Origin of the sequence: Nostoc sp., assembly GCF_036918245.1 — a bacterium.
Taxonomy (GTDB): Bacteria; Cyanobacteriota; Cyanobacteriia; order Cyanobacteriales; family Nostocaceae; genus Nostoc.
The window spans coordinates 1-23,989 of the sequence record NZ_JBALEF010000098.1 but is presented as its reverse complement, the minus strand read 5'-3'; the positions used below and the strand labels follow the sequence as shown (position 1 = coordinate 23,989).

Here is a 23,989-nt window from a genome sequence, read left to right as displayed (position 1 = left end):
TATGATCACAGATAACGAAATTCGCGAACAAGGATACATCTACTTTCTAGCTGAAGCCCCAGAATTAGTGCAAATTATTGAACAAGAATTATTTAGCTTATCAGAAAATAATAGCATTGCCAAAATTCACAACTTAATGCGGGCTACCCATACACTTAAAGGTGGTGCTGCTAACGTTGGACTAGAATTAATTAAGATGATAGCTCATTTTTTAGAAGATATATTTAAGGCTTTATATAATCCCAAAGTAGTAGTTGATACGGAGCTACAAACACTTTTATTACAAGCTTATGAATGTCTGAACATAGCATTAAATACTGAGCTAATAGGCAGTACTGTTAATGATGAAGAGCTGCTTCATCGAGCGACTTCAGTGTTCGCACAGTTGCAAGAAAAACTGGGTGATGCATTTGGTGCTGAATCTCATATTCCAACTTCTGAAGAATTAGGATTTGATATTGTACAGTCCGTTTTTGAAGTAGGAGTAGAACAACGTCTAAATAGTATTGCTAGCATTGTTAACAATCCACCAAATAGTGACGAATTTATCGAGTTTTTACACTCTCAAGCTGAAGTATTTCTTGGTTTGGCAGAATCTCTAAATTTACCTGGATTGGGAGAAATTTCCCAAACGATTCTCTCAGCGCTGCAAGTAAATCCCAGCCAGGTGAAGCAAATTGCAGAAATTGCCCTTGCAGATTTACAACAAGCACAAAAATTAGTATTAGCAGGCGATCGCACATCTGGTGGAGAACCTTCTTCAGGTTTGCGAAAACTTGCAGTAGTGGCAAATGATGAGTTATCTGAAGAATTAAAAAATGATTCATCTGCTAGTATATTTATTATCAATGAAGAAGAATTTTATCAGTTCCTCACTACATCTGACAACAATAAAAACGAATCAGTAAAGCCAACAACTGCCAAGTTTTATTTAAAAGTAATTCGCTACATTTTTGGCTGGTTTAATCACCAGATGCAAATACCAGAGGCAGAACTGAGTTTGACTTTACTAGTTCCCAGATTAGAAAGAAAAAGTCTGCTTAATTATATCGACAACTGGCTGAAAGACTTTCTTAATTTTGTCCAAGATGAAGAAGATAGTCAAAGTCTTTGTATTTATCGACGTGGCATCATTTTAATCATCCTATTTGCAGTTGCAAAGTTTCAATATTATTTGAAAGCATCTGATAGCTACCTCTCAGGAATTAAAATATTACAAAACGAAATTTATAAATTAGCAAAAGAATATAAAAGTTATCCTCCTGTAACTAGCGAAGAGAAAAATTGGCTTGATAGTCCCAAGTTACAAAAACTATTAGTGATTAAAGAAATTGTATCTTCTCAATCAACTGATAACTTGCTAGAAGCAATATGGGGAGAAGAAGCTAGGCAAAACTTTGCTGTTGAAGTTGTGACAACCCAGACTGATGATTATTCAGTAAATCTTGATTCATTAACTGTCAGTGAGCAGGAAGTTGTAAACGTTCCAGAAACAGCTATTGAAGTCATGCCTGATATAGCTACACAAATCAATAAAGAAATAGAAGATAAATCACAGTATGTTCAAACTAAAAACTTTCGCCAACCTTCATTTATTCGGGTAGATACAGAGAGACTGCAACACCTCAATTATCTAGCTGGAGAATTGCTGATTTACCAAAAACAGCGTAGTTTACAAGATGAACAAGTCAAAGAAATAATTGAGCAACTAGTACAGCAAATTACTAGACACCAAACAACATTAAATGAGTTACGCGATCTACCTTTACAAATACAAAATATTACCTCACAACAAACGCAAAGTTTTGCAGTGGATTTTGACTCTCTAGAAATGGATGTATATACAGAATTTCACATGACATTGCATGAAGCAATAGAAGAGACACTGCAACTACAAGAAACCACAGAGTCTCTTGATTTGCTTCTGACACAAGCTACTCAAATTAGTGATAAACAAGAGAATTTAACTCTTAATATTATAGATAGCTTAGTCGAAGCACGAATGTCGCCTTTGGGTAATATCCTAAATCGTTTCCCCCACATGGTAAATAAGTTGGGGAATGTTCATGCCAAACTTGTAGAATTGAAACTTACTGGTAGTGAAGTACTGGTAGATAAAGGGATCGCAGAAAAGCTCTACGATCCCTTGTTACACTTAGTGCGTAATGCTTTTGACCACGGTATTGAAGCTCCGCAAGTTCGCCGAGAGCTTGGTAAACCAGAACAAGGTTTAATCGAAATCTGCGCTTATCATCAGGGTAGCCAAACTGTTATCGAAGTTCGAGATGATGGTCAGGGATTGAATTTAGATAGAATTCGCACAAAAGCTGCTGAACTTTATCCCATGCAAATTGAAGAACTAACTAGAAGCTCTGGTTTCAATCTGGCTGAACCTGAACTTTTAGATTTGATATTTTCGCCTGGATTTTCTACTGCGAATAAAGTAAGCGAAATTTCTGGGCGCGGTATGGGTTTAGATATTGTGCGTACTCAGATGCACGCACTCAACGGCTCGATTTCAGTTCAATCCTTACCCAACCAAGGAACAATATTCATACTTAAAATTCCTTTTTCTATGACTACAGAAAAGTTAATGCTAGTTCAAGCCAAAGGTGTTGTTTATGGTCTTATGTTGGACAGTATCGAAAAAATATTGATTCCCTCTGAACAACAGATAAAAGAAATTGAAGGGAAAAAAGTCTTACATTGGAATATAGACAATGATGAGACTATAGTCAATCTTCGTCAACTTTCAAAGTTAATTAATTATAATGATTCATTCTTTAATAATGCTACTCCATACAACATATCAAATACTCACGACCAAAGCATAGCGAAAAATCCGGTGCTTTTGCTACAGCGAAATCAGGGAAAGGTTGCTTTAGAAGTTGACCAAATAATTGGTGAACAAGAACTGGTAATCAGACCTTTAGGAAATGCGATCGCACCGCCAAAATACATTTATGGTTGTAGTAGTTTAGCCAATGGTAATCTCATCTTAGTAATTGATGCTTTGTTGCTAGTAAAATCTAGCGAAATCCAACAAACAACACTTGATATCAGGGCGCTACCAGTAGCTTCTTCATCAAATAAAAAAGCCTTGCCGATATCAGGGCATACTTTTTCATCTACACCATTACTTGCGGCATCGACTTCCACAACAACTATAGAAACCCAACCCAGTTATTCTCAAGAGCCAGATCATAAATCACCAAAAGTTGTTTTAATAGTAGATGATGCAATTAGTCTCCGGCAAACTCTCTCTCTGACTTTACAAAAATCTGGCTATCAAGTAATACAAGCTCAAAATGGTGTAGAAGCTCTAGAAAAATTGCAGTTACATCCTGAAATTAAAGTTGTTGTATCCGATTTAGAGATGCCACGAATGAATGGTTTTGAGTTGTTGAGCAATTTCCGCCAATACACCAATTTAGCAAAAATACCTGTAGTGATTCTTACTTCTCGCAGCGCTGAAAAACATCGTCAGCTTGCTAAAGAATTGGGTGCAAAAGCTTACTTAACTAAGCCTTTTTTAGAACATGAGTTTATCTCTAAAATTAAAGAGTTAATGAACAGTAATGCAGATGATTTAGATCATTTACTCATAGTGAAGAATAATTAACAATTCGTAATTCGTAATTATGAATTATCAGGTAGATTATTTGGATCTACACCTAGAGAACGTAAATATTCGGCTAATTGTTCAGCCCTTTGCCGTTCTTGTTGTGCCTGTTCTGCATCTGTCAAATAGCGCTTTCCTTGCTCGTCATACCAACATAAAAACTCCTGTTGTATCCCGCCAATTACAGCTTGGTGTCGCCCTATACCTAAACCCACCTCTGGCATCAAATAGGGTTCACCTATTTGTAGCTGGTAGTTTCCATCGATCAACTTATACACTTCAAAGGGTTGATGTTGGTCGCGTCGCCAAAACTCAGGGTTATAAATTACGTAGTACAATACACCGAGTTTTTTGTATATATCTAGCTTCTCGTCGTATTCACCTCCTGGGGTGTGGGATACCATTGTGAATATTGGAACTATCCCATTTTCTTCCCAAACCGCATAACTTTTGCGTGATTTGCCACCCTTTTTCCGTTCTACTCCCACACTTAAAAAAGCATCTGGCACTACAGGTACTCTAGGATTTACTCCTGTGGTATGATATAATCCCATATCTACTCCAAAGTACCAATCCATACGATTTGCCCAAATGGAGTTGAGTAAGAAAAGTAAAATGTTAGGCAAAAAGTTTTGGTCTTCGTTATCCACCGGCGTATCGTCTGAACAGGGAAGTTCATCGGTAGTTGGTAACGCATTTTTGAGATCGGGTGAGAGCATAACCGTTGTCTCGCTGGCGTTTGATGCTTTTATTATAAATGAGTGACTAAAAGTTTAACGTTTGGGTGTAGCTTCACCAAACTTAATTAAAAGTGCGATCGCAATACTAACAAGCAAAATTAACGTCATACTCAAGGCTGAACCAAATCCCCAATTTTGCGTTGCTCCAAGAAACTGATTATAAACTAACCGCGCCGCCGTCATACTAGAGGCACCACCAAGTAATTCTGGATCGACAAAATCCCCTAAGCCTGTGATGAATACAAGCATGGAAGCAGCTGCAATTCCTGGAAAAATTTGCGGTACGGTTACTTGGAAAAAAGTTTCCACCGGATTTGCACCTAAATCAGCCGCGGCTTCTAGCAACCGCTTGTCTAGCTTTTCGAGAGAAGCATATAAAATCAAAACCATATAGGGTAATAAGCTGTAACTCATGCCAATCAATACAGCTTGACTATTATTGAGTAATTCCCAAGTAGGCAAGCCTAAATTGCTGAATAAACTGTTCAATAAACCAGTAGGACGAAGAATTGTAATCCAAGCATAAGAACGGAGTAACGAAGAAGTCCACAAAGGTAGAACAAAACCTAATAACAGCAAATTTCGCCAACGCAGCGGCGCTATTTGAGCAATCCAATAGGCGACGGGGAAGCCCAAAATTAAACAAATTATCGTTGTGCCAAATGCAAAAAATAGCGATCGCCCAATTACTTGCACGTAAAGGGAGTCAAATATTCGGATGTAGTTTTTGAATCCGTTGGGATTGACCAAATCTCCTGGTCGGATGTCTGCAACTAAACTTAACTCAAAAATTATCAAAGTTGGCAGCACCAACAAAAGTAATAACCAAATCCCAGATGGTGCAAGCAATACCAAGGGTTGGAGCCAATTTCTGACGGGATGCTGCAATTGTTCTATTTTGGAAATCTGATTTTTTTCAAAATTCATCACTTATAACTCTACAAATTTTAGATTTTTAATTTTGGATTTTGGATTGAATTAAAAATCTCAAATCCAAAATTTATTTAGCTGCTAGTTAATTGAGTCCAATAACGATCGTAAACCTCTTCAAATTCTCCTACAGGTGTAACACGTTCACAATTTTGTAACAGGGACTCTGGCGGAAACAAATTAGCGTTGTTTTGGATTGTTTTTGGCAATTGCTCAAATCCGGCGCTATTAGGCGTAGAAATATTCAGGCGTTGAGTGATTTGGGCTGCGATTTCTGGTTGCAAAACCATGTTAATCCAAGCATAGGCTCCAGCTTGGTTGGGGGCTGTTTTGGGAATTACAATAGTGTCTGTCCATAATGAAGAACCACTGCGAGGAATCACATATTTGAGTTTAGGGTTTTCTTGAGAAATTTTTACTGCATCTGCTGAATAACACATTGCCAGTAGTAAATCTCCTGCGAGAATTTGATTTTGCCAAGCGTCAGTGTCAAAACGGGCGATCGCAGGTTTTAGCACCTTTAATTTTTCATAAGCTTGTTTGATTTCTGGTTCATTTTTTGAGTTGTAAGAATAACCGAGCATTCGTAAGGTTGCACCCATAACTTCTCGAACATCATTGAGCAAGGTCATCCGCTGATTAAGTTGCTCTTGATTTTGCCAAAGATAATCCCAGTCTTGTGGTACATCTTTGATTTTTTCGGAATTGTAAAGTAAACCTGTTGTCCCCCAGTTAAAAGGGATACTGTAGCGGTTATTGGGGTCATAACTAGGATTCTGAAACCGGGGAAATAAATTCTCTAGACCGATTAAGCGATCGTGATTTATTTCTGTTAACAAGCCTTTGTCTACCATCTTGTGCACCATATAATCAGATGGGTTGATGATGCTGTAAGTGCCACCGCCTCCAGCTTGCAATTTAGCCAGCATGACATCATTGGAATCATACACATCTGCCAGCACTTTCATGCCAGTTTGGCCGCTAAAAGTTTTCAATAATTGGTTGTCAGTATATTGCGTCCAGGTAAAGATATAAAGTTGGTCACGCTGACTATTGGTATTAGAATTAGCACGTACTTCAGCTAGCTTCCAGCCACAACCACCTAAAGATAAGCTAGAAAGTGCTGCCACCCCTTTTAAAAATTGGCGTCTGTTAGTCATTAAGTTAATAGTTAATCATTTTTTGTATTGTTGCCGATTGATTCTAAATATGCCTTTAATTAGAGTGCCCATAGGTAGTTTAAAGATTAACTTAAGTGTATCTACCTCTGCAACTATTAATAAGTTACTGCTGTCAGCTAGTTTTAGGCACAGTTTTTAATCAAGCTTGAGTTATAAAAATTACCAAAGAGCAAGCAATCCAACAGATTGAACAGAAATGGGAGCAAATTACCAACCAAGTAAGCCGTGAGTCTCAACGCGCTGCTTACCGCGCCAGCCTTGGGCTAACCCCATAAGGCAATCGCTTGATTTTGTGGAAATTTATCTGTTAAGACAAGCACGGTAGAGAAAAAAGCTTAATCCAAGCGTAATAAAAAAATTAAGATATTTGGGAACAATAAATCTGTAAATTCTTAAGATTTTGCGGAATTATAAAAAGTCTATAAGTTTACTGACGAAGGCGAAGTTACATTTCGCGTTAAAACTCACAAACTGGAAACTGCAACTTATCAAATTCGCTTTGAGGTGCAAGATACAGGTGTTGGGATATCGCCAATTTGACTCACAAAAATCTTCCAACCCTTTGAATAAGTGGGTGATGTAAAGAAACAAGGAGAAGGTACTGGAGTAGGACTAGCAATCAGTCTGCAAATCGTTTCTCTGATGGGTAGCACCCTAAATGTGGACAGCCAACTTGGACAAGGTAGCACCTTCTGGTTTGAGGTTGAACTTCCCGAAGCTCAAGAATGGGCAGCAAGTCTGGGAACAACTAATCAAGGGAAGATTGTCGGATTTGAACGTAGTAAGCGCCAAGTGCTGGTAGTCGACGATCGTTGGGAAAATCGGTCAGTTTTAGTGAGTTTACTGGAACCTTTGGGTTTTGCAGTGATTACCGTCAGCAACGCTAAAGAAGGATTGGACAAGGCGAAAGAGATTCATCCTGACCTGATTATTACAGACCTGATGATGCCAGAGATGGATGGCTACGAGATGCTGCGACAGTTGCGACAGATTCCTGAGTTGCAGAATGTTCCAGCGATCGCCTCTTCAGCTAGTGTATTTGAAAGTAACCAAAATTAGAGTATCACAGCCGGAGCCGATGCGTTTTTACCCAAGCCTGTAGAAGCCCCAGCGCTGCTGAAGTTGTTGGAAAAATTTCTGAATCTGAAATGGATTTATCAGCAAAACTCTATTGCTGTAGAGCCAATAACAGCCAATTTAGAGGCAATATCTTCATCCACCCCAGATGAGATTGTTCCCCCAACCGAGGAGGTTTTGTCGCAGTTGCACACATTGACGTTGCAGGGACGCTTGATGGCGATCGAGCAACAGCTAAAAACTTTGGAAAAAACAGATGAGCGATACCAACCATTTGTTAAAGCGATACGTGAGTATGCAGATAATTTCCAGACTGAAAAAATCCGAGCATTCATTGAACAGTATCTTCCCTAATCAAAGGTACTGGCGACTAGACGCTAGAAAAGAATTCTTGTAATCCCAATCCCCATTTTTGCTATGACAGCATTCTCTAGTAATTCCATTACATTTAACAATCCCGTTACTAACGTCTTTGACAATGGCATTATCCTCATTGTCGATGATGTGCCAAATAACTTGAAGGTGCTTTCAGAGACCTTAGCCAATACTGGTTTTGAAGTTGCGATCGCCACGAGTGGTGAAAGTGCGCTACAACAATTAGAACATACTCCAGTGTCTTTGATTTTACTGGATGTAATGATGCCGGGGATGAATGGCTTTGAAACCTGTCAGCACATCAAAGCCAATCTGAAAACCCAAAATATTCCGATTATCTTTATTACTGCCCTGTCTGAAGCGGTGAATAAAGTTACAGGCTTTGAATTAGGAGCTATTGACTACATCACCAATGGGAAAAAATCATGAGTGCTTATCTTCTGGTAAGTCTTCACTCTCAACTTTTGAATAATAAACCCCAACTTGGAGTAAATAAATCCACAGATCCAGTTGTGGCAAAGTTCAGTGAACATGATTGATGGGAGGAGGGTTTGGGGTGGAAGAATTTACTCAACAATTTACGCTTAGTCATTCAACCTTTCATATTCTTTAATCTATTAAAACCTTGGCTCAGGGTCTTTCCAATTTTGTATTTATCGATTGGGTTTCTCACACTAATTGCATTGATAAATCGAATGCGAGGCCCTATTCCAGACACCTTATATTCTGAGGATTTCTTATTTTCCTCTGCTTAGAGTGATGGAACAGCGTTATATCATGTTCGCTTGATTACTTATTAAACCCGCAGAACCCCACCCCTTAATCCCCTCCCCTTGCTAAGGGGAGGGGAGACAAAGCGTAGCTTTGGTGGGGTGGGGTGCAATGACTGTAGGAATCATAACTAATTATCCGAACTTGATATTAGAAGACTTGCCCAAGATGATTGATTCTATGTCTATGGCGTGCGATCACCTCAAAAATATCAGCACCAGTTTACGTACTTTCTCTCGTGCCGATCAAGATTACAAAGTACCATTTAATATTCACCAAGGGATCGATAGCACGATTTAAATTTTGAAACATCGTCTCAAGGCAAATGAACAACGTCCATTAATTGAAGTTGTCACAAATACAGCAATATCCCTCCAGTTGAATGCTTTTCCGGTCAATTAAATCAGGTATTCATGAATTTTTTGGCGAATGCTATTGATGCCTTGGATGAATCTAATTAGGGACGCAGTTTTGAAGAAATTAAAGCCAATTTTAACTGCATTAAAATTACAACCTCAGTCGAAAATAATCTAGTTAAAATTGCCATTGCTGATAATGGCAAAGGGATGAACGAACAAGTCCATTCAAAAATATTTGACCATTTATTTACGACAAAAGCTGTTGGTAAAGGCACAGGTTTAGGGTTGGCGATCGCTCGTCAAATCGTTGAAGAAACCCACGGTGGAAAATTGAGTTTTAACTCGGTTCTGGGTCAGGGTACAGAATTTACGATTGAAATTCCGGGATGAATTCCCGACTTACCTCGGCTCCATCGAGCGAAGTCGAGATGCTCGGCACGAGTCGCTCAACTCTCGACCACTCAGTTGGTTAAGCGAAGCGATGCACTGAGCGTAATCGAAGTGTCGAAACCAACGGCTATGGTAAATTTATTACTAGAATTCACCTAAATCTTCAAAATTTTAAGTCGTGGAGCGACGGGTTCGCTTTATATCTGGGAACACTATATCTGGAAGTCTTAAAGATTTAGCAGTATGGTTAGTACGAGAGTCAATATTCCCGGATACAAGGTTAGCGAAGAACTCTACAATGGTTCTAGAACCATCGTTTATCGAGGGTATCGAGAGACTGACTCATTACCTGTAGTGATTAAGTTGCTGAAAAATCCTTATCCGAGTTTCAGTGAACTCTTGTCGTTTCGTAATCAGTACACCATCGCTAAAAATCTCAACTCACCTCTGATCATCCAAACCTATAGCCTAGAACCGTATCAAAATGGTTATGCGTTGGTAATGGAAGATTTTGGGGGGATTTCTCTCAAGGATTGGAGATTAAGGAGTGGGCAGTGGAAAGTTGGGCGAAACCTAGAATCTTTGATGGAGTTTTTAGAAATAGCGATCGCACTGTGCAACACCTTAGATATATTGTATCACGATGCCTGCGGCGGGCTACGCCTACGGATTATTCATAAAGATATCAAACCCGCCAATATTTTAATTAATCCAGAAACCAAACAAGTTAAATTAATTGACTTTAGTATTGCATCCCTACTACCACGGGAAACTCAAACACTGATGAATCCCAATGTCTTGGAAGGGACACTTGGTTATATTTCTCCTGAACAAACAGGAAGAATGAATCGGGGGATTGACTACCGTACTGATTTCTATTCTTTAGGTGTCACTTTTTATGAACTACTTACGGGTGAGTTACCGTTCCATTCAAACGATCCGATGGAATTGGTACATTGTCATCTAGCAAAACTTCCACCAATGTTAGGTGATAGAGAAGAGATTCCCCAAGTTCTCTGTGATATCGTAATGAAATTGATGGCAAAAAATGCTGAAGACCGCTATCAGAGTGCATTGGGACTGAAATTTGATTTAGAAACTTGTTTATCTCAACTCCAAGAAACTGGTGAAATTAAGCATTTCCCAATTGCTCAACGGGATGTGTGCGATCGCTTTATTATTCCTGATAAACTTTATGGACGAGAAACAGAAGTAGAAACTCTACTGCAAGCATTTGAGCGCGTTAGTACAGGTGCGACAGAAATGATGTTGGTAGCTGGTTTTTCGGGTATTGGTAAAACCGTTGTAATTAACGAAGTTCATAAACCAATCGTCAAAAAACGCGGTTATTTTATCAAAGGGAAATATGATCAATTTCAACGAAATATTCCCTTGAGTGCTTTTGTGCAAGCCTTCCGCGATTTAATGGGGCAATTATTAACAGAAAGCGATGCTCAAATCCAGCAATTTAAAACCAAGATTTTAGCGGCTGTAGGTGATAATGGACAGGTAATTATTGAAGTCATCCCCGAATTAGAAAGAATTATTGGTCAACAACCACCTGCTATAGAATTATCAGGAACTGCCGCCCAAAATCGGTTTAATTTATTATTTCAGAAATTTACCCAAGTCTTTACCAGTGAAAAACATCCATTAGTGATGTTTTTAGATGATTTGCAATGGGCAGATTCAGCATCGTTGATGTTAATACAGTTATTAATGGCTGATACAAAACATCTTTTCTTAATTGGTGCTTATCGTGATAACGAAGTCAATTTAGCACATCCATTAATGCTGACTTTGAATGATATCCAAAAAACAGCAGCCACAATTAATACGATTACTTTAGCACCTCTGAGTCAATCGCAAGTGAATCAATTAGTTACTGATACACTTAAATGTACAAAAGATTCAGCATTACCTGTTTCTAAATTGGTATTTCAGAAAACTCAAGGTAATCCGTTTTTTGCCATACAGTTTCTCAAGGCATTACACCAAGATGGATTAATTGAATTTAACTTTAAATCAGGGTATTGGCAATGTGATATCACCCAAATAAATCAGCGAGCGGTTACAGATGATGTTGTTAAATTCATGGTATTTCAATTACGAAGACTACCTGAATCAACTCAAAATGTATTGCAGTTAGCCGCTTGCATTGGCAATCAATTTGATTTAGCAACTTTGGCGATTGTTTGGGAGTCATCAGAAATTGAAACAGCTGCTAGTTTATGGAAAGCTTTACAAGAAGGGTTGATTTTACCAATTAGTGATGTTTATAAATTTTATCAGGGAGAAAATCACGAGCAATTGGCGCTGTCAACTGGGAATACCAATAAACAATTAGCTAAATATAGATTTTTACATGACAGAGTACAACAAGCTGCCTATTCTCTAATTCCTGATAACCAGAAACAAGCTACTCATCTCAAAATTGGTCAATTACTTCTACAAAATTCCTCTCAAATAGAACAAGAAGAAAAACTGTTTGATATTGCCCTGCATTTGAATTTAGGGCAAGAGTTGATCGTCCAATCAAACGAGCGAGAAGCCTTGGCTCGACTTAACTTAGCAGCAGGAGGTAAAGCCAAAAATTCTACCGCATACACTGCGGCCAGAGTCTATTTACAGACTGGGATTGAGCTACTCACAGTGAATTGCTGGCAAGATCAATATGAATTGACCCTAAGTCTCTATGTTGCCGCTACCGAAGCCGCCTACTTAAATGCTGACTTTGATGGCATGGAACAGATAGCGGTACAGGTGTTGCAATCAGCCCAGACGATTTTAGACAAAGTTAAAATTTACGAAATTAAAATTGCTGCCCAGACAGCCCAGAGCAGACTATTAGAAGCGATCGCAGTCGGCAGAGATGCTTTAAAACAATTGGGGGTTGAGCTACCGATCGAGCCAAACAATGCTGAGATTGGTAAAGCTTTACAAGTCCTTGCCAGTCAACTTGAAGGCAAGCGGATTGAGGAATTAGCTGACTTACCAGTGATGACCGATCCCCAAGCACAGGCAGCCATGCAACTGTTAGGAATGTTGTTTGCACCCGTTTTTCAGGGAATGCCGGGTTTATTGCCCCTAATTAGCTCCACAATGGTCAGCCTATCGCTTCAGTTTGGGAATACGCCTGCCTCCACGGTGGGATATGGGCTGCACGGAATGGTGCTGTGTGCATTTTTGGGAGAAGTCGAAGGGGGCTACGGTTTTGGGCAATTGGCATTGAATTTGCTAGATCGGTTTAATGCGCGGGAATTCAAATCCACAATTTCCATGTTGTTTGGTGGCTTTATTCAGCATCACCGAGAAGCACTCTTGGCAACGATACCCTTGCTGAAAGCTGGTTTTAACTCTGGTATGGAAACTGGCGATTTTTTACACGCTGGCTATAACGTATGTTGTTACAGCTATGCAGTCTTTTGGAGTGGCTCTGAACTCAGCAATTTGGAATTAGATATAGCAAGTTACAACGCCGCTTTAACTCAGGCGAAGCAACATTCTGCCCAGACTTATGTGAGTATTATGCGGCAGGCGGCACAGAACTTCAGGGAAACCTGCATTCAGCCGGATTGTTTGAGCAGTAGTATCTACGATGAAACGGTGATGATTCCCAAACATCGTCAGGCTAATGAACTCACGGTGATGGCCGAGTTGTATATCTACAAAATGTTGCTTGCCTATTCTTTTGGTGATTACAAAGCTGCGATCGCCTATATTGACGAAGGGGAGAAGTATTTACTTGCGGTATCAGGATTAATTTTTATTCCGATTTCCCATTTCTATGCAGCCTTGACGTACCTGGCCGTATTTTCCACCCAGTCAGAAATTGAACTTTCCGTAATTCTTGCCCAGGTAGAAAACTATCAAACCACTCTGCACCAATGGGCGCAAAATGCTCCCACAAATCATCTGCATAAATGGCATTTAGTTGAGGCTGAAAAACAACGAGTGTTGGGCAATAAAGCAGAAGCGCTTGAAAATTACGATCGCGCCATAACTCTAGCCAAAGCCAACGGCTACATTCAAGAAGAAGCACTTGGCAATGAACTAGTAGCCAAATTTTATCTCGATTGGGGTAAAGAAAAAGTTGCCCAAGCATATATGCAAGAAGCATACTACTGCTACGCTCGTTGGGGCGCAAAAGCCAAAATAGAAAACCTAGAAAAACTCTATCCCCAATTACTCCAATCCATTCTGCAACAGCAACGAATCAACTTTAACCCCCTAGAAACTATTAGCTTTCGTAGCACTTCATCTACTTGCACTTCTACCACTGGCAGCACTAGTATTTCCGATACACTAGATTTTACCTCTGTCCTCAAAGCCGCTCAAGCTATCTCCAGTTCTCTAGAATTAGATCAACTCATTGTCAGCTTGACCCACATTATTCTAGAAAACTCTGGTGCGAAAAAAGCTGTACTAATTCTTCCCCAAAATGATACTTGGCAAGTTAGGGCAATTACCTTTATCAATCATGGAGCAAATTCCCAGATTGATATCCAAACTATTCTTAAACCACAATCAATCGACAATTGTCAAGATATTCCCCTAAAAATTATCAATTACGTTAAAAATACTCAACAAACAGTTGTTATAGACAATTGCAAAACAGATATTATTGGGTTGATTGGGGAATATATGTACCGAACACAACCCCAGAGTGTATTATGTACCCCGATTATTAATCATGGGCATTTAGTGGGGATTCTTTACCTAGAAAATAAACTGACGCAAGGGGTATTTACTAGCGATCGCCTTTGTGTTGTAAATTTCCTCTGCACTCAAGCCGCAATTTCTTTGGAAAATGCCCAGTTATATAATCATCTCCAGGAGCGAGAAAAGTTCCTCAGTAGTATTTACGAAGGTGTTGGCTGTCTGATCTTTGTGATTGATGTCCGGGATAATGATAAGTTTGAGTATACAGGATGGAGTAAATCGTGCGAACTAGCGGTTGGTATACCTGCTTCCCAAGTGCTGGGTAAAACTCCGCAAGAATTACATGGTGATGAAGGTGCATTAATATATCAAAATTATCTGCGTTGTTTCCAAAGCGGAATACCCATCACCTATGAAGAATGTCTAACATTTAACGATCAGAAAACTTGGTGGTTAACCACACTCAGTCCATTAAAAGATGAGACGGGCAAAGTTTATCGCCTAGTTGGGACAACTATTAATATTAGCGATCGCAAACATGCTGAATCAGCAGTTACAGAAAAATCTCAAGCACTTGGAACAGCCTTAGAAGATTTACAACAAGCCCAATTACAAATTGTTCAAAGTGAGAAAATGTCTGCACTGGGTAATTTAGTTGCTGGGGTAGCTCATGAAATGAATAATCCTTTGGGCTTTATTGCTGCAAGTCTCAAACAAGCTAAACCCACTATTGCTGATGTTGTGCAACACTTGAAACTTTATCAAGAAAGTTTACCTAATCCGGGTACTGAAATTATTGACCATGCAGAAGAAATTGACTTAGATTATAGCTTAGAAGATTTACCCAAAGCAATAGATTCAATGGTAATGGCGTGCGATCGCCTCAAAAATATCAGCACTAGTTTAAGAACTTTCTCCCGTGCTGATAAAGATTACAAAGTGCCATTTAAAATTCATGAAGGGATTGAAAGTACAATTTTAATTCTCAAACATCGCCTCAAAGCTAATGAGCAACGTCCAGTAATTGAAGTAATAACTGATTATGGCAGTTTACCTCCTGTTGAATGTTTTCCGGGACAATTAAACCAGGTATTTATGAATATCCTAGCTAATGCCATTGATGCCTTGGATGAGTCGAATACTGGGCGGAATTTTGAAGAAATCCAAGAAAATCCTCACAAGATCGTAATTCAAACCTCATTGAAAGATAATCAGGTTAAAATAACGATTGCTGATAATGCTAATGGTATGAATGAAGCAGTCAAGCGAAAGATATTTGACCATTTGTTTACGACGAAATCTGTGGGAAAAGGAACGGGTTTAGGATTAGCGATCGCCCGTCAAATTGTTGTGGAAAAACACGGGGGTTCGATACACTGCAACTCTTCCCCAGGAAAAGGTACAGAGTTTGTGATTACAATTCCAGTACGGCAATAAAGAGTGCTTTTTAGCAATTTTTGCGTCAGTCCTGTCTGACTTAGGACTGGTTCAACCCTAGCTATCTGCTAACAGCACTAAGTAAACTAAATGGGAGGTGAATATGTGTACTAACCCACTTTCCGCACTTCAAAATGAAGCATAAAATGTTACATATTGAGTGTTGACAGAACTAAGTAAAAATACTCTTGCGTTGCCATTTCTGAAAATAGCCATACACAGTGGTATGGGGTGGGAGGTCATGAGGTAGGATTTCCCATTGGCATCCTGTACGTTGCAGATAAAATATGGCATTGAGAATCTCACGAAAATCGACTTCGACAGGATGACCAAACCCTTTGGGCGCAGGCACAAGTGGTTTCAATACCTCCCACTCAGCATCACTAAGATCGCTAGCATAAGGTTTCCTTTTGGGATTGGCAATCTCAGGAAGACTACTCATCTTTAATATAACTATTCAACTGCATCTAGCTTAAAATCTAGTTTAGCTAACTCAAAAGCTCTTTAGATTTTCTTTACGAATCACCTCTGATTTTTCTCTTCCTAAAGTAACAAAAGAGGGATTAGAATATCCTGTATTTGTAAGTATCATAAGCTACAAACTTTCTAGCGATCGCTCTTCTCTTAAAAACTTTTTGGTTTACTGTAGATAGATTACTCACCGCAAACTGCGATCGCTGTTCAAAACAAAATGTCTTCATGCGATCGCTCCAGACATTTCCAGAAATTAAGCTTAAGTCTAGACAGCATCAGGCTTGTAGACTAATTATTGTCCCTGAGAAGTTTGTGGGCGACGCCGAATAGCCCGTCGCAGACATCGCAAACGCTAAAAGTAAACTATTGACCTCAGAATATTTTACGTTCTTCTAGATGAGCAAGAATATCTGAGCGATCTCGCCACACAGTCCGCAACTTTTTGTTAGCGAACATCTGTAACTGATCGCTAATGTGGGGCGATCCGGGTTGAGTTGCGTTACCGTAGCTGGTGAGTGCCATTGCTCGTACAGGGTTAGAAAATTCAATTGCAGCTACATAAGAATCACCTCCAACAGCTTGGAACTGCCCATTTTCTGCCGGAGCAAAATCGAGTGCACGAAAAATTCCCAGGTTGACATCCCCACCATTGGCAGATAAATCCACATCACCCAACCTTAGCCGAAAAACCTTGCCCCACGGTACATCAAGCGCCCCATAAGTCTTTTCTACCTGTGCTGCTACTGCTTGCAGAGTTGCAACTGCACTTTCAGGATTAGCTAAACCATTGGGTGTGGTGCGTGGAGAATTTTCATTCCAGGGTTTATTAAACGTCTTATCTAAGTCTATCTGTTTTACCCAAAAGGCAAATAATACAGCCCCGCGACTATCTGCATTGGCTTGCCGATCCCACGCTTCTAGGACATTAGCTGCTTTTTGTCCTAAGTCCTGACCATATTTGCGTGCAGCTGTAATTAAATCATCCAAAATCCGATCGGCCAGTTCCATACGGGTAGAGTGCTTGTCTGCAACCATTTCATCAAAAGAGATTTTGTCATCCTCAGCCAACATCCTTACAGAACGTTGAGAGCGGAAATCCATGAAACGAGGAGCCATGTAAGGTGGGTAATTATCTGCTTTAATGGCGGCTGGAAATGTAGTTGTCCAAGGTGGGTCATTTGTATTTTGTAACCAGCCACTCTTCGGGTCAACTATGCGCGGTAAATCTTTGTAAGGATGAATTTTTGTCCACAAGGTTTTAGATGTATTCCCTGGAATTAAGCCTTCCCAGTATTTAAAATCACCAAAGGAGCGCACCGGAACTTGGCCGTTGAAGAGGTGCATAATATGCCCTTCTCTATCTGCATACATCACCGTAAACATTGGCAATTGTAAGCGCTGGAGTGTCTTTTCAAACTGGGCAAGGTTTTTTGCTCGTGCCATATCCCACCACTCTTGGAGTACACTTGGTCGGTCAAGACCTGCAACTCTCAGCGCCACGGCTTTACCATTTTTCTCGACTATCACAGGCCCGTGGACAGAACTTTTCACTACTAATGGTTGCTCTTGCAAGGAGCCATCTTTCTGCTTCACCTTCAAGGAGAGGGTTTTTGTCTGAAAGTTACGAACTTTGTCATCAAAGCGATACCCATTACCTGCCAGTGTGAGTTCATAAACATCCCAACCATCATAGGTGTTAACCGTGTGAGTCCAACCTAAGTTGTTGTTAAATGCGATCGCTAATACGGGAATACCTACAAGTGTTGCCCCATAAGCATCAATTCCTGGTGCGGAGATTTGGGCTTCATACCACAAAAATAAATCTGACCAAGGTAGGTGTGGGTTTGCTAACAACATGGCGTTCCCATCAGCAGAATGAGTTGGTGCGATCGCCCAACCATTAGATCCTGCTTGCAACTTTTCTTTGCTCAGACCTAATACTTGCTCTGGATTGACCACAAAGGTGAAATTGAGTACCCGATGTAAGTGAGCCATGACATCTTCTGCCTTGACTGGTAGCACCGCTTCAACTTGATCGTCAATCAAGTTAGGATTTTGTTTTGCATAAGCATTGATCCCAGTAGCAAAAGCATCGAGATAACTACGAAAAGTTGGACTCTGTGCTTTGTACCAAGAACGAGCGCGTTCTGGTACTCCCGCAGTCTGTACCCAACGATCTGACTCCAGGTATTTCTCTCCCCAATATTCGGCCGCGCGTCCCCGTGCTTGACCATAGAGACGTAAAAGTAAATCTCCATGACTTTGCATTTGTGCCCAACCAAAGGTATAAAATGCACTCCGGTCATCTTTTCCGTAGATGTGCGGCACACCATAGGTATCCCATAATATCTCTGTGGATTTTGTTGGTACAGCTATAGTGCGGCTTCCGACAAACAAAACCAGTATGAAGCTGAGTATTAAGGGTAAAACGCGTATTGATTTTCTTTTGTAAACCCTAATTAAATGATCAATCCTCATGAACACCACCATTTACAGATGTAACGCCTGGTAACTGAAACTGCTATTGCTCAAAGAACAAGCAGGGGAGAAGAGTTTTCCCTTTGCCCTTCTGCACATCTGCTAAGGAACTTCCAAATTAAAAAACATCCAACTCTTTTTGTGGGGTAAGCCAAAAAGCCCGCCCGTAATTAAAGGCGGACAAGATGTCCAGCCCACAAGAAGTAGTAAATTATTTCTTGGTAATCCCTAAGAGCAGCCTCTTGGTAACAAGACAAAGATGCACGTAAGTGACTTTGACAAAGCAGATTTAAGTTGATCTAACAATACCACTTTGTTGAGAAATTATATCAAAACTGTAACAGTATCCTTTATTGCGTTTAAAAATGGAGAAAAGGCAACACGATCGTGTAATCTATATATTTATCAAGAAAGATTATCAATTCTCATGATTAAAAAGCTGTGAAGTATTGAGAGTGCCCATTGAAAAAACAACCAACCAGTAGAGCGTAATATTTTCAAGTGACAGCAGGATCATGATAAAAGCGACTACAGTGTCACTGAGAGCATTGAAAAAGCCACAAATGTCAGCCTTATTTGGTCTGATTTTGGGACTATGTATGCTGCTAATTTGCTTGGTGTACAGTGTGACGCTAGGTGCAGCAGAAATACCTCTAGGTAAGATTTTGACATCTTTTATAGCCTTTGATGGTTCCTACGATCACTTAGTTATTCAGACCGTGAGATTACCGCGATCGCTAATTGCTATCCTTGTAGGTTCAGCCCTGGCTGTTTCGGGAGCATTGATGCAGGGTTTGACGCGAAACCCCTTAGCAGATCCAGGTATTTTGGGTATTGAGTCGGGAGCTGCCCTCTTTGTCGTTGTTGTAATTTTTGTTTTTGGCAGCTCATCCCTAAGTGTTTACGCTCTTGTAGCATTTCTGGGTGCGGCAGTAACAGCAGTGTTAGTTTACACTCTTGGTTCTCTGGGACGGGGAGGAGCCACCCCACTGAATCTGACAGTCGCAGGAGCGGCGTTAACTGCTCTGATTTCTTCCATCACTACTGGTATCCTCATTGTCAGTCAACAAACACTTGGAGAAGTGAGATTTTGGTTAGCTGGTTCATTATCTGGTCGAGATTTTAATTTATTCTTACAACTACTGCCTTTCGTCGGCATCGGATTAGTAGTAGCTTTTGCCCTCGGCAGACAAATTACCACTATGAGTTTAGGTGAAGATGTCGCTAAAGGCTTGGGTCAACAGACAGCTTGGATCAAAATATTTACCGCTATCAGCGTAGTCTTACTAGCAGGAAGTTCTGTAGCTCTTGCAGGGCCAATCGGCTTCATTGGTTTAGTCGTTCCCCATATAGTGAGATTTTATATTAAAACCGATTATCGTTGGATATTACCTTATTGTGCAGTTTTGGGTGCTATTTTACTCTTGGTTGCAGATATTGCCGCCCGTGTATTGCTCAAACCACAGGAGTTACCTGTAGGTGTAATGACAGCAATAGTTGGCGCTCCTTTTTTTGTCTACCTGGTTAAGTCAAAGGTGAAAAAATGAGTTTTGATTGGCTAGTCATTCGTTCGCAGGCGATATCTTTCCGAATTGACCGACGTGTACCAGTCATACTGCTATGTTTGGCAGTCGCGATTGTAGTGGCGATGGTGATGAATGTCGGGCGGGGGGAATATCCAATCTCGCCTTTAGATATCGTAAAAACTATATTGGGTTTAGATACAGGAAACCCGGACCATCAATTTGTGATTCAAAATCTGCGTTTACCCCGCACCCTTGTAGCTTTTATGGTGGGAGTGGCGCTGGCAATTTCTGGCACTATCTTCCAAGGATTGACACGTAATCCATTGGCTGACCCAGGTATTATCGGCATCAATGCTGGGGCGAGTCTGGCGGCAGTTATAGTAATTGTGCTATTTCCATCAGCACCAATTTACACCTTGCCTTTGTCGGCTTTTGCTGGTGCTTTACTAATGGCGATTTTAATTTACTCGCTGGCGTGGAATAACGGTAGTTCTCCGATTTTATTAATTTTAATGGGTGTTGGTTTATCTGCGATCGCCAGTGCCATAACCAGCTTGATGATTACCTTTGGCGAAATTTCTGACGTTAGTAATGCTTTGGTTTGGTTGGCTGGGAGCGTTTACGGTCGGACTTGGAAGCAAGTCTTTTCCTTGTTACCTTGGTTAATTGTTTTTGTCCCAATGGCTTTAACACTAGCAAGACATTTGAACGCTTTAAATTTAGGAGATGATGTCGCCAAAAGTTTAGGTAGTCAAGTGGAGTGGCAACGTGGTTTACTCGTGCTGGTGGGTGTAGCCTTAGCAGGTGCAGGAGTCGCCACCGCCGGAAATATTGGTTTTATTGGGTTAATCGCACCCCATTTAGGACGACAGTTGGTAGGTGTAACCCATGAAGGTTTGATTCCTACTTCTGCACTCTTGGGGGGAGTGATTGTTGTGATCGCAGATTTGCTAGGAAGAACGCTGTTTGCACCTATCGAACTTCCTTGTGGAGTCGTAACTGCTGTTATTGGCGCTCCTTATTTTCTTTATTTATTAATTCGTAACCGCAAAAAATAAAGCTGGGAAATATAATCTATGAAAGGACTCTCAACCAAAAGTCTGTCTTTAGCTTACGATGGTGCGCTGATTATTCGTGACCTAAATTTGGTAATCCCTGCCGGACAAATTAGTGGTTTAGTTGGTGCTAATGGTTGTGGTAAATCAATGTTATTACGAGGTTTGGCAAGATTGCTTAAACCCCGTGGCGCAAGAAATGGTTCAGGAGGTTTTTGGGTTGGAGTGTCGGATTATTCCTGACCCAGTGGTAGAGACGCCGATGTGTGTACCGATAGGACGCAAAGGAAAAGTAAATAACAAACAAATTTACTTAAATCCTTAATTTTATTTCTACGAGATATATCGCTAACATCAATCATCTAACTATAAACAATAAACAGTCGTGACAATCACATCAAAATCTTCTAGAGTATCTAAAAATCGTAATAATTCAGCCCATCCTTTACAACGCTTGCTCAACTATGGCAGCCAATATCGCCAACAAATGTGGTGGGCAGCATTATTTACCATCATTAATACAATTTTAGACTTAGCACCACCGTGGTTAATTGGTACTGCCGTAGATATTCTCGTAGAACGGCAAAATTCTGTATTTGCTAAGTTGGGTGTAAAAGATGTATTTTGGCAATTTTTACTTCTTTCATTAATCACTATCATTGTCTGGATACTAGAATCTGCTTCTGAGTATGCATATAATAGAATTTGGCGTAATTTAGCCCAAAATATCCAGCATAATTTACGTTTGGATGCCTACAATCATGTACAAGCATTAGATTCAGCTTACTTTGAAGAAAGCAGTACTGGCGGTTTGATGTCAATTTTGAATGATGATATCAACCAGTTAGAAGATTTTTTAAATTTTGGAGTCCATGAAATTATCAATATTATTACCTCACTGATCATATTAACTAGTGGTACATTCTTCATTTTACCTCCCTTTATCACCTTTGCAGCAATGTTACCAATGCCCTTTATTGTTTGGGGTTCCTTTAGTTATCAAAAGCGCCTGGAAGCTCGTTACGCTGATGTGCGTGAAAGGGTAAGCTTTCTGAACTCACGACTAGCAAATAATATTAGTGGTATTACCACAATTAAAAGTTTCACTGCTGAAGATTATGAAAGCGCTAGATTGGCAGGAGACAGCGAAGCATATAGAAAAAGTAACATCAGAGCAATTAAACTTTCTGCTGCATTTATACCCTTAATCAGAATACTAGTTTTAGTAGGGTTTACAGCTTTATTATTTTGGGGAGGTATGGCGGCATATGCTGGTCAAATATCTATTGGTAATTATAGTGTTTTACTTGTTTTAGTACAGAGATTATTGTGGCCTTTAGTAACATTAGGAGAAATATTTGACAAATATCAAAGGTCAATGGCTTCTACCAGTCGTGTGATGAATTTATTAGATGCTCCCATCAACATTACTGCGGGAGACAGATTTTTACCGATTGATCAAGTACATGGTGAAATTAACTTCAAACAAGTTACTTTTGCTTATCACGATAGAGAACTAGTAATTAAAAAACTGTCCTTACATATCCCAGCAGGTAAAACTATCGCTATTGTTGGTTCTACAGGTTCTGGTAAAAGTACTTTAGTTAAATTATTATTACGATTGTATGATATTTATTCTGGCACAATTACTATTGATGATATTAATATCCAAAAATTAAATTTACGTGATTTACGTCGCAGTATCGGCTTGGTCAGCCAAGACGTATTCTTATTTCATGGTACGGTTGCTGAAAATATCTCCTATGGTACTTTTAATGCTACCGATGAACAAATAATTGCAGCTGCGAAAATTGCCGAAGCTGATGATTTTATTATGCGGCTACCCCAAGGTTATGAGACAATAGTCGGAGAACGGGGTCAAAAATTATCTGGTGGACAACGCCAAAGAATCGCGATCGCTAGAGCTGTTTTAAAGAATCCACCAATTTTGATTTTAGATGAAGCCACTTCAGCAGTAGATAATGAAACTGAAGCTGCTATTCAACGTTCTTTGGAACGGATTACTGTTAATCGAACGACAATAGCCATAGCCCATCGTCTTTCGACTATCCGCAATGCTGATTGTATTTATGTAATGGAGTATGGAGAATTTATTGAGTCGGGAACACATGAAAAATTGTTGGAGAAAAATGGGATTTATGCTGGTTTATGGAACGTGCAGTCAGGGGTAAAATAAAAATTTAGTAGAAGGGTTTAGAGGTGATTCGTAAAGAAAATCTAAAGAGCTTTTGAGTTAGCTGAACTAGATTTTAAGCTAGATGCAGTTGAATAGTTATATTTTTGATTATTTCTCTTTAAAATCGGATTTATTGAGTATTCTTTTCTTATTTATCCTAATTTTTTGCGTTGTCATTAATTGTAATTTATTTGTGCTTCAAATTAAAGTGCGGAATGTGGGTTAGAAGAATGGAGAATTGAGAATGCGCAATTAAGAATAGACAATTTAACATCTGGTTTGTTAACTCCTACGATCGCCATTCGTACCTCAGTGATAGATTCAGGTTGGGTAAAAATTGCGTTGGCGAAGCCCGCCGTTGGCGTTCGCGTAGCCTGTCGCAGACAAGCCTCTCGTAGAGAAGGCATCGCTGATAATGGAATAGGTATGTCAGAACAGATTTAAAAACAAGTTTTTAACCCGTTTTTTACCAACAAGCCTGTGGGTAAGGGAACAGGTATGGGAATGTTTATCAGTTATCAAATCATTACAGAAACACATGGTGGCAAACTGGAATGTCATTCAATACCAGCAGCAGAAACAGAGTTTGTAATTACAATTCCAATTCAGCATTAAAGTTTTTTTGTAAGGATTCAGGTGGCAGAGTATTGACAAGGGGGACACTTGAGGGGGAGTATCACAAATATGAACCAAAACCTGCCTCAAGATATAGACC

14 protein-coding genes and 4 pseudogenes are annotated in these 23,989 nt (G+C 39.9%); 12 read left to right on the top strand and 6 right to left on the bottom strand.

Annotation, left to right across the window (positions count from 1 at the left end; all coding sequences use genetic code 11):
- Position 1: 1 nt before the first annotated feature.
- Positions 2-3,622: a hybrid sensor histidine kinase/response regulator gene (locus V7L12_RS28525; protein WP_335089505.1), complete on the top strand. Its 3,621-nt coding sequence runs from the start codon at positions 2-4 to the stop codon at positions 3,620-3,622.
- A 17-nt stretch (positions 3,623-3,639) separates the two neighbouring features.
- Here V7L12_RS28525 and V7L12_RS28520 read toward each other — a convergent pair whose 3' ends face one another.
- The 3 genes from V7L12_RS28520 to V7L12_RS28510 form a co-directional block, all read right to left on the bottom strand.
- The gene (locus tag V7L12_RS28520; protein WP_335089503.1) at positions 3,640-4,341 is read right to left on the bottom strand and encodes a Uma2 family endonuclease; all 702 of its coding nucleotides are present in this window, start codon (positions 4,339-4,341) and stop codon (positions 3,640-3,642) included.
- Positions 4,342-4,395: 54 nt separating this feature from the next.
- Positions 4,396-5,289, bottom strand: coding sequence for an ABC transporter permease (locus V7L12_RS28515; RefSeq protein WP_335089502.1), 894 nt, complete (start codon positions 5,287-5,289; stop codon positions 4,396-4,398).
- Between the two features lie 77 nt (positions 5,290-5,366).
- A complete protein-coding gene (locus V7L12_RS28510) occupies positions 5,367-6,452 on the bottom strand; it encodes an ABC transporter substrate-binding protein (protein ID WP_335089500.1) in 1,086 nt (361 codons plus the stop codon).
- Positions 6,453-7,043: 591 nt separating this feature from the next.
- Here V7L12_RS28510 and V7L12_RS28505 point away from each other — a divergent pair.
- From V7L12_RS28505 to V7L12_RS28485, 5 genes and pseudogenes are all read left to right on the top strand, one after another.
- On the top strand, positions 7,044-7,532 hold the full coding sequence (locus V7L12_RS28505) for an ATP-binding response regulator (protein ID WP_335089498.1): 489 nt from the start codon (positions 7,044-7,046) through the stop codon (positions 7,530-7,532).
- A gap of 63 nt (positions 7,533-7,595) precedes the next feature.
- The gene (locus V7L12_RS28500) at positions 7,596-7,904 is read left to right on the top strand and encodes a hypothetical protein (protein WP_335089493.1); all 309 of its coding nucleotides are present in this window, start codon (positions 7,596-7,598) and stop codon (positions 7,902-7,904) included.
- A 63-nt stretch (positions 7,905-7,967) separates the two neighbouring features.
- Positions 7,968-8,354, top strand: coding sequence for a response regulator (locus V7L12_RS28495; protein ID WP_335089492.1), 387 nt, complete (start codon positions 7,968-7,970; stop codon positions 8,352-8,354).
- A gap of 492 nt (positions 8,355-8,846) precedes the next feature.
- Positions 8,847-9,445: pseudogene (locus V7L12_RS28490) on the top strand (sensor histidine kinase); the annotation flags it as partial.
- A 243-nt stretch (positions 9,446-9,688) separates the two neighbouring features.
- Positions 9,689-15,544 (top strand): AAA family ATPase, encoded by a 5,856-nt coding sequence (locus tag V7L12_RS28485; protein WP_335089490.1) that lies wholly within the window; start codon positions 9,689-9,691, stop codon positions 15,542-15,544.
- Positions 15,545-15,722: 178 nt separating this feature from the next.
- Here the strand turns inward: V7L12_RS28485 and V7L12_RS28480 are convergent.
- The 3 genes and pseudogenes from V7L12_RS28480 to V7L12_RS28470 form a co-directional block, all read right to left on the bottom strand.
- Positions 15,723-15,986: pseudogene (locus V7L12_RS28480) on the bottom strand (transposase); the annotation flags it as partial.
- A 121-nt stretch (positions 15,987-16,107) separates the two neighbouring features.
- Positions 16,108-16,245, bottom strand: coding sequence for a hypothetical protein (locus V7L12_RS28475; RefSeq protein ID WP_335089488.1), 138 nt, complete (start codon positions 16,243-16,245; stop codon positions 16,108-16,110).
- 145 nt (positions 16,246-16,390) lie between these two features.
- The gene (locus V7L12_RS28470; RefSeq protein WP_335089486.1) at positions 16,391-18,496 is read right to left on the bottom strand and encodes an acylase; all 2,106 of its coding nucleotides are present in this window, start codon (positions 18,494-18,496) and stop codon (positions 16,391-16,393) included.
- 515 nt (positions 18,497-19,011) lie between these two features.
- On the opposite strand from V7L12_RS28470, the gene V7L12_RS28465 reads away from it, so the two are divergent.
- From V7L12_RS28465 to V7L12_RS28440, 6 genes and pseudogenes are all read left to right on the top strand, one after another.
- Positions 19,012-20,043 (top strand): FecCD family ABC transporter permease, encoded by a 1,032-nt coding sequence (locus V7L12_RS28465; RefSeq protein ID WP_335089485.1) that lies wholly within the window; start codon positions 19,012-19,014, stop codon positions 20,041-20,043.
- Complete coding sequence (locus V7L12_RS28460) at positions 20,040-21,080, top strand: FecCD family ABC transporter permease (protein WP_335089484.1); 1,041 nt, start codon at positions 20,040-20,042, stop codon at positions 21,078-21,080. Before V7L12_RS28465 ends, V7L12_RS28460 begins: the two co-directional genes overlap by 4 nt.
- A gap of 18 nt (positions 21,081-21,098) precedes the next feature.
- Positions 21,099-21,269, top strand: a pseudogene (locus tag V7L12_RS28455) (ATP-binding cassette domain-containing protein); the annotation flags it as partial.
- Between the two features lie 193 nt (positions 21,270-21,462).
- A complete protein-coding gene (locus V7L12_RS28450; protein WP_335089482.1) occupies positions 21,463-23,274 on the top strand; it encodes an ABC transporter ATP-binding protein in 1,812 nt (603 codons plus the stop codon).
- Positions 23,275-23,553: 279 nt separating this feature from the next.
- The gene (locus V7L12_RS28445; RefSeq protein ID WP_335089480.1) at positions 23,554-23,718 is read left to right on the top strand and encodes a hypothetical protein; all 165 of its coding nucleotides are present in this window, start codon (positions 23,554-23,556) and stop codon (positions 23,716-23,718) included.
- Positions 23,719-23,733: 15 nt separating this feature from the next.
- Positions 23,734-23,889 (top strand): annotated as a pseudogene (locus tag V7L12_RS28440) (ATP-binding protein); the annotation flags it as partial.
- Between the last annotated feature and the right edge of the window lie 100 nt (positions 23,890-23,989).